Raw genomic sequence first — 12,343 nt, 5'->3', positions numbered from 1 at the left:
GACCCGCGCGCGGCAGGGATAGGTCCAGGGGTCCGCGCACGGCGGGGCCGGTCGCGAAAGGACCGGCACTCGGCAGAAGCTCGTTCGCCGAGGTGGCTGCATCAGTCGGTCGAGCTGCCGCGGCCCGGCCCGTCGTGCCGGGCCGAGGCCCCGGAGGGAGGTCGGCGGCGTCCGGCCGCCTCAGCTCACAGGGGCCGTACGGCCATCTTGTCGAGCGCCTCCAGCAGCCCCGGCAGCTCGGGGCCCCGTCCCACCGGCAGGACCTCTCCGGGCTCGTCGTCGAGCAGGATGAACGCGATGTCGTCGGTGCGGGCCACGATCGACCAACCGGGACCGTCGGCGCGCAGCGTACGGGCCTCGCCCGGGGCGAACGACGAGCGCACCCGGCCGAGCGGCGGCGGGCTGTCGACGTAGGCACGCGCCTCGGCGAGCACCCGACGGACACCGGAATGGCCGCCGGTCGTGGCACCGTCCCGGCCAGCGGGTGCGGTCTCGGCGGTCTTCCCACCGGGCACGGAGAACTCGGCGTCGTCGATCTGCTCTCGCCATGCCGCCCACTGCAGCGCGATCTCGTCTGCGCCCAGACGCCGCTGGGCGGGCCCCCAGGAGCCGGTGTTCGGCGGGCTCAGCGCCGGCCGGTCCGCCGTCTCGGCAGGGGGGTCGTGCGGTGCGGGCACGCCCGGTGCGGCGACGGCGACGGCCAGGGGCCACCCCGGCAGGGCGGTCACGACCGCGCGCTCGTCCGGCGAGAGCTCGTACTCCATGCCGCAGTCCCAGGACGCGATCGCCACGGCGACCAGCGAGACGTCGTCGATGACGACCGTCCAGCGAGAGCCCTCCCCGTCCTGGCCCAGCACCAGTCCGTATCCGTCGGCGAGCGGCGGGAGATCCAGTGCCGCGCACGCCTCCGGGTAGTCGTCGCCCAGCACGCTCGGAAACTGTGCCGGCGTCAGCAGTACCGCCGTCAGCACGTACAGCGCATCGTCCGCGGCGGCGACGGCCTCATCATTCGTCCCGGCCATCCCTGCCTCCCCAGTGGTTCGTCCATCGGCGCGCACCCTAGTGCGAGCGGAAGCCGCTTGTCACGATCCGCGCACCACGCGGAGCTGCAGGTTTCCACCTGGACGGGGGCGAAACGGCCACATCTGGAGAAGGAAGTCCCGCTCAGGCCGCGGGCAGCCCGAGGAGGTCGCGGGCCACGGCGGCAGGCGACTCGCCGCGCTCCCTGGCAAGGGCGAGGACCGCCCGGCACGCCAGCTCGCTCACCCCGAAGGACAGCGCCTCCGGCGACACCCAGGCCGCCGCCTCCTCGATCCGGTCCTGGTCGTCCTCCGTGCGGGCCGCCACATAGACGGCCGCCGCTTCGAACAAGTTGTGCGCACGCTTGTTCCGGGTATCCGCCGTTCCCGCGGGCGCGGAGGTGCGGAGCCGGCCGGCGTACCTGCGGATCGCGTCGAACACACGGACCACCCTCTCCCCGAACGGGCTCAGCGCCCCTCGCTCATCCACTGCTCCCCAACTTAGAGTTTGACCTTCGGTGACAGAAGGGGATCGAGGCGGTGAAGCGGTACGAACATCTCGGGCGGATCCGCCGGGCCGACCCGGTGGCGGACGCGCCGGCGACGCGCCGGAGCCGACAGGCCGAGGGTTGTTCGACGGCTACCGCGGGGCCGACCTGGGCACCTGCCCGGCCCCGGGGCTGCGCGGCTGCCCGGTGCGGCGCCGGGACACCTCAGCGGTCGGCCCTGTCGAGTGACGCCAGGGTGTCGCGCAGCCAGGCCAGTTCGGCCCGGCTCGTGGCCCGCGCGATGGTGAGGACACCGCGCCGGAACGGGTCGTCCAGTTCCTCGGCGCGCAGGGGCCGGTCGCCGTCGTAGAAGAAGCTCGCCGGCTCCTCCAGGAAGGCCAGTCGGCGCCGCAGCACGGCGGCCTGGGCGGCGGGGTCCGCCAAGTGCCGCAGGAACGCGAGCAGTGTGAACCAGTGGTTCTCGTCGGTGATCTCCCGCTGGGCGGGCTCGGCGAGCCGGCGCTTCAGCTCGCGCCCGCCCTCCTCGGTCAGCCTCAGCACATGGCGCGGCGCGGCCACCGCGCCGGGCTCGGTCGCCCGTACCAGCAGGCCCGCCTTCTCCAGCCGCTTGATCGCCGGGTACAGCGTGCTCTCGGCGACGGGGCGCACGTGGCCCGTGAGCGCCGCGATGTGACGGCGCAGGACGTAGCCGTGCAGCGGGGCGTCGTAGAGGAATCCGAGGATGGCGAGTTCGAGCATGGCCGCATTCTTCCGCACGGTCCTCCCACGGCAGCGGCAGTACATCGCTATGCATCGCTTTATGTATACGACCTTAGCGGTATACCTCGGAGGCGATGTATCGTGAGGCGTCGCGCAACGCAGGGAGGGCTACGTGCAACAGGCCACGTTCGACGGCAGGGGAAGCAGCATCCGGTGGACCGAGGTGCCCGGGGCGGAGCCCGCCCGGGTGTACCTGCACGGACTCGGATCGATGTCCGCCGTGTACCACGGGCACATCGCGGCCCGCCCCGAACTCACGGGCCGCCGCGTGCTGTTCGTGGACCTGCCCGGACACGGCACGAGTGACCGGCCCCGGGAGTTCGGCTACACGCTGGAGGACCATGCGGACGCGGTCGCGGTGGCGTTGGACGCGGCCGGAGTCTCGGGCGCCGAACTGATCGGGCACAGCATGGGCGGTGCCGTGGCCGTCGTTCTCGCCCACCGTCGGCCCGACCTCGTCTCGCGGCTGGTGCTGACGGAGGCCAACCTGGACGCCTTTCCGCCGTCGACCGCCGCCAGCAGCACTATCGCCGCCTACGAGGAGGACGAGTTCGTCGAGAAGGGGTACGCGCGCGTACTCGGCGCCGTCGGACCGCTGTGGGCGGCCACCATGCGGCTGGCCGAGCCGCGTGCCCTGCACCGCAGCGCCGTCGGACTGTGCCGGGGCTCGGACCCTGTGATGCGCACGATCCTGGAGGGGCTGCCCGTCGACCGTGTCTTCCTCCAGGGCGAGCTCAGCGGCGAACTCGCGGGCCGGGAGAGCCTGGAAGCCGCCGGGGTGCGCGTGGTGACGGTGCCCGGCGCCGGGCACAACGTCATGTTCGACAACCCCGACGCCTTCGCGGCAGCCGTCGCCGGTACGGTCTGACGGCCCCGGTCGTCAGCCCTCGCGCACCGCGAGCGCGAGGAAACGGGCGTCCTCGTCCACGTACGAGGTCATGCGCCAGCCCGAACCGGCCAGCAGCGGCCGGAGATTGGTCTCGGCCCGCAGGTCGTCGGGCGTGATCCGGCGCCCCTGACGGGCCGCCAGGGCCGCACGGCCGATGGGGTGGAAGAGCGCGAGCGTGCCGCCCCTGCGCACGCCCCGGGCCAGTTCGCGGAGATTGGCCATCGGATGCGGCAGATGGGCGATCAGACCGGCCGCGAACACGGCGTCCAGACTGCCCGAGCGCAGCGGCAGCGCGGCGACGTCAGCGAGCATCAGCCGTCCGTCGCGGTCCCGGCCGGCACGTACGGCGGCCTGGAGCATCGCCGGGGTCAGATCGGCACCCAGGACCACCCCGGAGGGTCCGACGGCCGCTCGCAGGGGCGGCAGGGCCCGCCCCGTTCCGCAGCCCGCGTCCAGCACGCGGTCGCCCTCGCGCAATCCGAGACCGGCCACGGCGGCGGCGTAGGCCGGCCCGTCATCCGGGAACCGGCTGTCCCAGCCGGCGGCCCGGGCGGTGAAGAACTCCTGGACGTGTGTGTGGTCGTCGCTCATGCTCCGCATGATTCCTCACCGTCATGAGGGATGTCTCTGTGCGCATGTTCGAGCGGGACGCGATCGATCCATCGCAACCGTGTACATATTCCGGCACTTTTCGAAATGCGCCCCCATTGTGCGCCCCTGCCCCCGCTAGCGTCCCGGGGCCATGGGACACCTGGACCACGCCGCCTTCGGCTGGCTGACCCCCGCACTGTCGTACGTGATGGCCTGTATAGGCGCCGCGCTCGGACTGCGCTGCACCGTGCGGGCGCTCGCCACCACCGGCCGCTCGCGCCGCAACTGGCTCGTCACCGCCGCCTCCGCGATCGCGACGGGCATCTGGACCATGCACTTCGTGGCGATGCTCGGCTTCCGCGTCAGCGGCACCGACATCCGCTACGACGTGCCGCTGACCATCCTCAGCCTTCTCGTCGCCATGGTCGTCGTCTGCGCGGGCGTCTTCGCCGTCGGCTACAGCCGCGACCGCAACCGCGCGCTCCTCCTCGGCGGACTCACCACCGGACTGGGCGTCGCCAGCATGCACTACCTGGGCATGGCGGCGGTGCGGTTGCACGGCCACGTCGGCTACGACCCCCTCCTCGTCGCCCTGTCCGTACTGATCGCCGTGGTCGCCGCCACCGCGGCCCTGTGGGCCGGACTCAACATCACCTCACCCCTGGCGGTCACCGTCGCCTCCCTCGTCATGGGCGCGGCCGTCAGCAGCATGCATTACACCGGGATGTTCGCGGTGAGCGTGCGTGTGGATCCCTCCGGCGACGCCATCCCCGGAGCCACGGCGATGCAGTTCATCTTCCCCCTCGCCGTCGGCCTCGGGTCCTACCTGTTCATCACCTCGGCCTTCGTCGCCCTCTCGCCCACGGCCGACGAGCGCGAGGCGTCCGCCTCCGCCCAGCGCCCCGTCGAGAGCGCCGCCCACTAGCGCCACCTCGGCCAGCGCACCGACCACGTCCCGAGCGAGGAGGCCATGCGCCCACCCCGTACAGCCCAGAAGGCCGTCGCCCCGGCCCACCGTCCACGCGGACGCCGCGCCCACGCGGGACCACCCGCCGACGAGGGCACCGGCCGCCCGCTCGGCACGCCGCCCGCCCCGGCGCCCGCGCGCGGCAGCCGCCTGTACCCGCGGCCCAGGACCGTGCGGGCCAAGGTGGTCAGCCTCCTGATGGTGCCCGTCGTCTCCCTGCTCGCTCTCTGGGCGTACGCCGCCGTCACCACCGCCCAGGACATCGCGCGGCTGCGCCAGTCCCAGCGGGTCGACGCCGAACTGCGCACCCCGGTGGCCGCGGCCGTGACCGCGCTGCAGGCCGAGCGCACCGCTGCCGTGCACTACGCCACGGCTCCCGGTGCCGGGAACGGCAAAGACCTCGAGGACCTGGCGGCCCGTACCGACCGGGCCGTGGCCAGGTTGCGGCTCGGCCGGGGCAGCACGGTCGCCGACAGTCAGGAACTGCCCGCCGGCATCTCCAGGCGCCTCGGCGTCTTCGTCACCGGCGCCGAACACCTCCGCACGCTGCGCACAGCCGTACTGGGCCACACGGTCGGCTGGGACGGCGCGTACACGCGGTACACGAAGACCATCGGCGCGGCCTTCGCCGTGGACGGTGCCCTCACCGGCGTCCAGCAGGCCGACGTCGCCTCGGACGCGCGCGTGCTGCTCGAGTTCTCGCGCGCCGCGGAGGCCCTGGCCCAGGAGGACACGCTGCTGGGCAGCGCCCGGACCGCCGGCACCCTGAAGGCGGAACGCCTGCGGCTCTTCAGCGCCGCCGTCGCCACCCGCCGTGCCCTCACCGAGACCGCCGTCACCGATCTGCCCTCCGCGCAGCGCGCCGCCTGGCGGGAGTTGGCGGGCAGCGGTGCCTACACCGACCTGGGCGCCGCGGAGGACAAGCTGCTGGCCGCCGGGCCGGGTGCCAAGCCGGCCGACGCGCCACCGCAAGCCGACTGGAGCGCCGCCCACGCGCGCGTGCAGGACGGCATGCGGACCATCGCGGCGGCTACGGGGCGCGCCGTCGCCGGCCGTGCCGACCCCGTCGCCCGCGGCCTGTTCAGTTCCGCCGGCGCCGTCGTGCTCCTCGGGCTCGCCGCCGTCGCCGCCTCCCTCGTCATCTCCGTCCGCATCGGACGGGCACTCGTGATCGAACTCGTCAGTCTGCGCAACGACGCGCTGGAGATCGCCCGCCGCAAACTCCCTGAGGCGATGCGCAAGCTGCGCGCGGGTGAAGAGATCGACGTCCAGGCCGAGGCGCCAGCCGGACCGCCTGCCGAGGACGAGACCGGGCAGGTCTCCGAAGCCCTCACCACCGTCCACCGCGCCGCTCTCAGTGCCGCGGTCGAGCGCGCCGAACTCGCCAGCGGCATCTCCGGCGTCTTCGTCAACCTGGCCCGCCGCAGCCAGGTCCTGGTCCACCGCCAGCTCAGCCTCCTGGACAGCATGGAGCGGCGCTCCGACGACCCTGACGAGCTGAGCGACCTGTTCCGGCTGGATCACCTCACCACCCGGATGCGGCGCCACGCCGAGAGCCTGATCATCCTCTCCGGCGCCGCGCCGGGCCGGGCCTGGCGCATGCCGGTGTCCCTGACCAACGTCGTACGCGCCGCCGTGTCGGAAGTCGAGGACTACGCGCGCGTGGAGGTGCGGCAGTTCCCCGAGGCGCATGTCGTCGGCGGGGCGGTCGCCGACCTCACCCACCTCCTCGCCGAACTCGTCGAGAACGCCGCCCAGTTCTCCCCGCCCCACACGCGCGTGAGGGTCACCGGAGAACCCGTCGGCAACGGCTACGCCCTGGAGATCGAGGACCGGGGACTCGGTATGGGCGCGGACACGCTCGCGGAGGCCAACCGGCGCATCGAACAGTCCGAGGCGCTCGACCTCTTCGACAGCGACCGGCTGGGGCTCTTCGTGGTCAGCAGACTCGCCTCCCGGCACGAGATCCGGGTGCACCTGCGGACCTCCCCGTACGGAGGCACCACCGCCGTGGTCCTGGTGCCGACCGCCCTGCTGTACAACGGCTCGGTGGAACGTTCCGCCCAGCACCGCGGACACGCCCACCCCGACCAGGAACACGCCTACACGCGCGTACCCCGCGAGGCCGCGCCCCAGGAGGCCGCCGTCACCCCACGCCCGGACCGGCCGGCCCTGGCGGCCACCGAGCCCGGAGCGCACCGCGCAGCGCGGACACCCGGACCCCGCCCGGCCCGTCCGGCACCGGGCCCCGACGGAACCGTGCCGGCGCCGGACCCCTACGCCACCGGAACGGCGTCCCCCTCCCAGGCCGCCGGAACGGCAGCCGCTTCCCACGGCACCGCCCACGAACCCCAACCCCCCGGAGTCACCGCCCTGAGGCTGCACCGCCCGCCGGACGACTCCGAGTCCTCCGACGGCCTCCCGCGCCGTGTGCGCCAGGCGAGCCTCGCGCCCCAACTGCGCCACCAGCGTCCCGAAGAGCCGGCCGCGCGGCCCACCCGGCGCGGCGACGACAGGCGCACCCCAGAACTCGTGCGGGACCGCATGACGGCGTACCGCGACGGCTGGGCGCGCGGCGGAGGCCGCGAGCCCGGCCGCGGCGCCGCGCCGCAAGCCGAAACGGGCAGTCACAGCAGCGAAGGAGACCCGGCATGATCCAGGACCCGAACCCGAGGGACGGCCGGCGGTCCGGTGAACTCGACTGGCTGCTCGACGACCTGGTGATGCGCGTGAGCGAGGTACGGCATGCCGTCGTGCTGTCCAACGACGGGCTGGCGGTCGGTGCCTCCACCGACCTCGCGCGGGAGGACGCCGAGCATCTCGCGGCTGTGGCCTCCGGCTTCAACAGCCTCGCCAAGGGTGCCGGACGGCACTTCGGAGCGGGCGGAGTGCGTCAGACCATGGTCGAGATGGACGACGCGTTCCTCTTCGTGGCTGCCGCCGGTGACGGCTCCTGCCTCGCCCTGCTGACCGCGGTCACGGCCGACATCGGGCTGGTCGCCTACGAGATGGCCCGCCTGGTCAAACGCGTCGGCGAGCACCTCTACACGCCAGCGCGCGTCACGGCACAGCCGCCCGCCGCCGGATGAGCCGGAAAGGCACCGCCGATGACCGAGAACCCGACCGTCGGACCCCGGGAGCCAGGCAGCCAGTGGTATGACGGCGAGGCCGGCCCCCTGGTCCGCCCGTACGCCATGACCGGTGGCCGCACCCAGGCCGGGCCCACCGGCGTCCGCTTCGACCTGATCGCGCTCGTCACCCTCGACCCCGCCGCACCGGCGCACGACGACACCGCGCTCGGGCCCGAGCACCGGACCCTGATCGACCTGTGCCGCGCGGAGACGCAGTCCGTCGCGGAACTCGCGGCGGACGCGGATCTTCCGGTCGGCGTGGTCAGGGTGCTTCTCGGCGACCTTCTGGAGCGGGGCCGCGTGACCGTCAGCCGCCCCGTGCCGCCGGCACACCTACCGGACGAACGGATTCTGCGTGAGGTCATCGAGGGATTGAGAGCGCTGTAGATGAACGTGTCACAACCGCCGCGGGCCTCATCGTGGCCGCGTCTTGTCGGCCGACGACGGCTGCATCGGTACGGCTGGTCGTGCCCCGGTCCGTCCGATCCGGGCGTGTTGCGCCATCGATCGTGCGCGAGTCGGTCATATCAGAGCCACTTCGGTCCAACCGCTCAGGCGGACACCCCGGTTGCCATGATGCTGACTTCACCCCCGGAGCACGTGGACGCCGGCCGCGGCCGGCCCTCCCGAGAGAAGTGATCATGGTCTCCGAGCACTCCGACGCCGTCGGCGACGCCTCCGCCCTGGCGCTGAAGATACTGGTCGCCGGTGGCTTCGGCGTCGGCAAGACGACCCTGGTCGGGGCCGTCAGCGAGATCCGGCCGCTGCGCACCGAGGAACTGCTGAGCCAGGCGGGCCAGCTGGTGGACGACACCGACGGCGTGGACCAGAAGGTCACCACGACCGTGGCCATGGACTTCGGCCGCATCACGATCCGCTCCGGCCTGTCGCTCTACCTCTTCGGCACGCCGGGCCAGGACCGCTTCTGGTTCCTGTGGGACGAACTGGCGCAGGGAGCCCTCGGCGCCGTCGTCCTCGCGGACACCCGACGGCTGGAGGACTGCTTCCCCGCCGTCGACTACTTCGAGCACCGACGCATCCCGTTCGTGGTCGCCGTCAACTGCTTCGCGGGAGCCCGCGACCACGCCGCCCACGACGTCTCCCGGGCGCTCGACCTGGACCACGGCACGCCCGTGGTGCTGTGCGACGCACGCGACCGCGACTCCGGCAAGGAGGTGCTGATCCGGCTCGTCGAGTACGCCGGACGGGTGCACACCGCCCGGCTTCTGGACTCGGTCGGCTGACGCCGCCCCTCAGGCCGCGACGTCACGCATGGCCAGCACACTGTCGATCGTGACGCGGACCAGGAGTTCACCCGGTACGCCGTTGCGGGCGCCGTACTCCTCGGCACGGTCCGCGCCCATGTACCGGGCGGCGATCCGGGTGGCCCACAGGCGCAGCTCGGCCGGGTCCTCCGACAGTTGGGCGCGGCCGTTCAGCACCACGAAGTGGAACGGCGGACGATCGTCGTCCACGCACAGGGCGATCCGGCCGTCGCGTGCCAGATTGCGGCCCTTCACGGTGTCCTTGCCGGTGTTGAACACCACGTCGTTGCCGTCCAGGAGGAACCAGATAGGAGCCACGTGCGGGCTGCCGTCGGCGCGGACGGTGGACAACTTGCCGGTGCGGGTGCCGTGCGAGACGAACGCCCGCCATTCCTCATGGGTCATCTTCTCTGCCATGGGCCCATCCTGCTTGCCCGTACGCCGGTCGTGGGGAAGGCTGGCGGGGAGTTCCTCCAGCTAATGGGAGACATCACACGGGGAGATGGACATGGTGCCAAACCAGGGCCTCGGCTGGCTCCTGGACGATCTGACCGGGCGGGTGGACCACGTCCGCCACGCGCTGGTCCTGTCGAACGACGGGCTGGTCACCGCGGCGAGCACGGGCCTACGCCGAGAGGACGCCGAGCATCTGGCCGCCGTGGCATCCGGGTTGCACAGTCTGGCCAAGGGCTCGGGACGTCACTTCGGCGCGGGCAGCGTGCGCCAGACGATGATCGAGTACGACGACGCCGTGCTGTTCGTGACCGCGGCCGGCACCGGTAGCTGTCTGTGCGTGCTCAGCGGGGCGGAAACGGACATCGGTCAGATCGCCTACGAGATGACGCTGCTCGTCAACCGGGTCGGCGAACACCTCGGCGTCGATGCGAGGCAACCCGAACGGACGCGCATAGCCGACCTCTGACCTGCGGTTCCTCCATCCCCCGTGGAGTTATCCACAGGCCCGCCACGTGTGGTGACGTATTGGCTACGGTGGGTCCACGGCGAACGCGCAGGGCGTGAGCCAGGAACTCCACGGGGGAGTACGACCATGTCGGCAAGCACGTTCGACCCATCCCGCCCCAACACCTGCACGCCGAGCCGTGCTGCCCGCGAACTGGGGCTCAGGCGAGGCGAGTTCGATCTCGCCGTGCAGCTCGGCCGCATCCGGACCGTGCCCGACGGGGACGGTGGAGGGTCCCGCCGGGTGGAACGTGCGGAGATCGACCGCCTCCGCACACAGGACGGCTTCCCCGAGTCCCTCCGTGAGCGGGTGCGGGTCGTGGGCACGGCGGAGGGGGCCGCCCTCATGGACATTCCGGCCGGCCGGTTCACCCGGCTCGCCCGCCTGGGCCTGCTCGTGCCCGTCACGTACTACCTCAACCGCTACCGAGCCGTGGTCTGGCTCTATCTGGCGGAAGAACTCAGGCAGTTCACGTCGGGCAAGGAGAACGCGCCCTTGCTCAAGGGGCGTACGCCCGAGAGTCTGCGGGGCCAGCTGGCGGCGGGAGTGGATGTGCGGGCCCGCAACTGGCGCGGACGCCATCTGGGATTCCTGCTGCGGCAGGCGGAGGATGCCTGGGCCCGTGCCGGGGCCGTGGCCGCCTTCCTCGCGCCCGCCGAGGTCGCCGACGTCGTCAAGGACCCGTACGAACGTGCCCACCTGAACCGGTTCCGGCCCGCTCCACCCGGGCACGGGGTTCCCGGGTCCCCGTCCGCGCAGGCCGCCGAGCGGATCATGACGGCGCAGGACGCGGACGAGATCGGCTGGCTGCGCAGCGACCTGGCGCGTTCGATCGGGGAGGCCCGCAGCACCTCGCCCGCCCCGCGCCCGGCCGCCCGCCGCGTCCCGGCTGCGATCCGCATGCCCGCACGGCCCATCCCACCGATGGCCCGGACGGTCACCGCATCCCCGGAAAAGACGACGAGGCCCCCGGAGGCGGCGGCAGGAGTCCGGGAGCAGGTGGCGCGAGCCGTGCAGCCGGCGCCACGTCTTCCGGAGTCGGCCGCGCGAGGTACGGAGCCGGTCGTACGGCACTCCGAGTCAGCCGTGGTGTACCCCACGCACGGCGGGCAGCGGCCTGAGGTGAACGCGCGGCATCTCGAGCTGCCAGGCCGCCCCCCGGAGTTGTGCGTGTCGCCCGCGGGGTCGGTGGCGCGACCGGCTGTGCCACCCGCACGCCGGGGCCGCGGGCCGGCGCGGCCCGCGGCCCCGCGGTCCTCCCGCGGTCTGCGGGCCTGGCTGCGGCGGAGAAGCCCGCGGCCCGCCGGGCCCGATCGGGTCTGAGCGACCGATGGGGTCTGAGCACCCGGTCGTGGCCCTGGACGCCGGGTGCTACAGGGCCCTGAACAGCCCTTCCTGGACGACCGAGACGAGCAGCCGGCCCTGCAGGTCGTAGATGCGTCCGCGGGCCAGCCCGCGTCCGCCCGTGATGATCGGGGACTCCTGGTCGTAGAGGAACCACTCATCGGCGCGGAACGGCCGGTGGAACCACATGGCGTGGTCCAGTGAGGCCATGTCGAAGTTCCGCGCACCCCACAGGGGCTCCACCGGGATGCGGACCGCGTCCAGAAGGGTCATGTCACTGGCGTAGGTGAGCGCGCACGTGTGAACCAAGGGGTCGTCACCCAGCGGTCCCACCGCGCGCATCCACACGGCGCTGCGCGGCTCGGCCCCCTTGATCTCCTCGGCGTTCCAGCGCAGCCGGTCGACGTAGCGGATGTCGAAGGGCTGGCGACGCGCCATCCGCTCCAACTGCTCCGGCAGCGTCCCCAACTGCTTGCGGATCTCCTCGGTGACCGTCGGCAGCGACTCGGGATCGGGCACCTCACGGGCCGGCGGCAGCTGGTGCTCGAACGGTCCTTCCTCAGGCGTGTGAAAGGAGGCGGTCAGGTTGAAGATCGTGCGGCCCTGCTGCACGGCGGTGACCCGGCGCGTCGTGAAGGAGCGACCGTCCCGGACCCGCTCCACCTGGTACACGATCGGCACGCCCGGCCGGCCCGGGCGCAGGAAGTACGCGTGCAGCGAGTGCACCGGGCGGTCGCCGTCCGTGGTGCGGCCGGCGGCGACCAGCGCCTGGCCCGCCACTTGGCCGCCGAAGACCCGCTGGAGGGATTCCTGCGGGCTGCGGCCACGGAAGATGTTGACCTCGATCTGTTCCAGGTCGAGCAGGTCGACCAGCCTCTCGGCCGGATTCGTCATCGGTGGGATTCTCC

13 protein-coding genes and 2 pseudogenes are annotated in these 12,343 nt (G+C 72.7%); 9 read left to right on the top strand and 6 right to left on the bottom strand.

The window, feature by feature from the left end; all coding sequences use genetic code 11:
• Window positions 1–185 precede the first annotated feature (185 nt).
• Together ACIGYR_RS29735 and ACIGYR_RS29730 are read right to left on the bottom strand one after the other, a co-directional pair.
• Window positions 186–1,022 carry a hypothetical protein gene (locus ACIGYR_RS29735; RefSeq protein WP_399605055.1) on the bottom strand — a complete coding sequence of 279 codons (837 nt, stop codon included), beginning with the start codon at window positions 1,020–1,022 and terminating at the stop codon, window positions 186–188.
• A 142-nt stretch (window positions 1,023–1,164) separates the two neighbouring features.
• Window positions 1,165–1,461, bottom strand: coding sequence for a hypothetical protein (locus ACIGYR_RS29730; protein WP_399605056.1), 297 nt, complete (start codon window positions 1,459–1,461; stop codon window positions 1,165–1,167).
• Between the two features lie 181 nt (window positions 1,462–1,642).
• Between ACIGYR_RS29730 and ACIGYR_RS29725 the strand changes: the two are divergent.
• Window positions 1,643–1,756, top strand: a pseudogene (locus ACIGYR_RS29725) (DUF2236 domain-containing protein); the annotation flags it as partial.
• On the opposite strand, the gene ACIGYR_RS29720 reads toward ACIGYR_RS29725, so the two are convergent.
• The gene (locus tag ACIGYR_RS29720; protein WP_399605058.1) at window positions 1,733–2,266 is read right to left on the bottom strand and encodes a PadR family transcriptional regulator; all 534 of its coding nucleotides are present in this window, start codon (window positions 2,264–2,266) and stop codon (window positions 1,733–1,735) included. The pseudogene ACIGYR_RS29725 and the gene ACIGYR_RS29720 overlap by 24 nt on opposite strands.
• Window positions 2,267–2,399: 133 nt before the next feature.
• Between ACIGYR_RS29720 and ACIGYR_RS29715 the strand changes: the two genes are divergently transcribed.
• A complete protein-coding gene (locus tag ACIGYR_RS29715; RefSeq protein ID WP_399605060.1) occupies window positions 2,400–3,155 on the top strand; it encodes an alpha/beta fold hydrolase in 756 nt (251 codons plus the stop codon).
• 12 nt (window positions 3,156–3,167) lie between these two features.
• Here the strand turns inward: ACIGYR_RS29715 and ACIGYR_RS29710 are convergent, their stop codons facing one another.
• Entirely contained in the window at window positions 3,168–3,767 is a 600-nt protein-coding gene (locus tag ACIGYR_RS29710) for a class I SAM-dependent methyltransferase (RefSeq protein ID WP_399605062.1), read from the bottom strand.
• Window positions 3,768–3,918: 151 nt separating this feature from the next.
• Here ACIGYR_RS29710 and ACIGYR_RS29705 point away from each other — a divergent pair, with 151 nt between their 5' ends.
• The 5 genes from ACIGYR_RS29705 to ACIGYR_RS29685 all read left to right on the top strand — a co-directional run bounded on the left by ACIGYR_RS29705 (window position 3,919) and on the right by ACIGYR_RS29685 (window position 9,109).
• Entirely contained in the window at window positions 3,919–4,692 is a 774-nt protein-coding gene (locus ACIGYR_RS29705) for an MHYT domain-containing protein (protein ID WP_399605064.1), read from the top strand.
• Window positions 4,693–4,737: 45 nt separating this feature from the next.
• Complete coding sequence (locus tag ACIGYR_RS29700; protein ID WP_399605067.1) at window positions 4,738–7,389, top strand: nitrate- and nitrite sensing domain-containing protein; 2,652 nt, start codon at window positions 4,738–4,740, stop codon at window positions 7,387–7,389.
• Window positions 7,386–7,823 (top strand): roadblock/LC7 domain-containing protein, encoded by a 438-nt coding sequence (locus ACIGYR_RS29695; RefSeq protein ID WP_391843545.1) that lies wholly within the window; start codon window positions 7,386–7,388, stop codon window positions 7,821–7,823. Before ACIGYR_RS29700 ends, ACIGYR_RS29695 begins: the two co-directional genes overlap by 4 nt.
• Before the next feature lie 18 nt (window positions 7,824–7,841).
• Window positions 7,842–8,252 carry a DUF742 domain-containing protein gene (locus ACIGYR_RS29690; protein ID WP_391843547.1) on the top strand — a complete coding sequence of 137 codons (411 nt, stop codon included), beginning with the start codon at window positions 7,842–7,844 and terminating at the stop codon, window positions 8,250–8,252.
• 254 nt (window positions 8,253–8,506) lie between these two features.
• Window positions 8,507–9,109 carry an ATP/GTP-binding protein gene (locus ACIGYR_RS29685; RefSeq protein ID WP_391843549.1) on the top strand — a complete coding sequence of 201 codons (603 nt, stop codon included), beginning with the start codon at window positions 8,507–8,509 and terminating at the stop codon, window positions 9,107–9,109.
• Window positions 9,110–9,118: 9 nt separating this feature from the next.
• On the opposite strand, the gene ACIGYR_RS29680 is transcribed toward ACIGYR_RS29685, so the two are convergent.
• Complete coding sequence (locus ACIGYR_RS29680; RefSeq protein ID WP_399605070.1) at window positions 9,119–9,547, bottom strand: PPOX class F420-dependent oxidoreductase; 429 nt, start codon at window positions 9,545–9,547, stop codon at window positions 9,119–9,121.
• Window positions 9,548–9,638: 91 nt separating this feature from the next.
• On the opposite strand from ACIGYR_RS29680, the gene ACIGYR_RS29675 reads away from it, so the two are divergent.
• Together ACIGYR_RS29675 and ACIGYR_RS29670 are read left to right on the top strand one after the other, a co-directional pair.
• Window positions 9,639–10,052, top strand: a complete 414-nt coding sequence (locus ACIGYR_RS29675) for a roadblock/LC7 domain-containing protein (protein WP_399605072.1) — start codon at window positions 9,639–9,641, stop codon at window positions 10,050–10,052.
• 126 nt (window positions 10,053–10,178) lie between these two features.
• Window positions 10,179–11,012: pseudogene (locus ACIGYR_RS29670) on the top strand (DUF6397 family protein); the annotation flags it as partial.
• Window positions 11,013–11,462: 450 nt separating this feature from the next.
• Here the strand turns inward: ACIGYR_RS29670 and ACIGYR_RS29665 are convergent.
• Window positions 11,463–12,329, bottom strand: coding sequence for an acyl-CoA thioesterase (locus ACIGYR_RS29665; protein WP_391843552.1), 867 nt, complete (start codon window positions 12,327–12,329; stop codon window positions 11,463–11,465).
• Between the last annotated feature and the right edge of the window lie 14 nt (window positions 12,330–12,343).

Origin of the sequence: Streptomyces sp. NPDC053076, from assembly GCF_044546845.1 — a bacterium.
GTDB lineage: Bacteria > Actinomycetota > Actinomycetes > Streptomycetales > Streptomycetaceae > Streptomyces.
The sequence above is the reverse complement of the archived record's forward strand: the minus strand, read 5'-3'. Positions and strand labels throughout refer to the sequence as shown.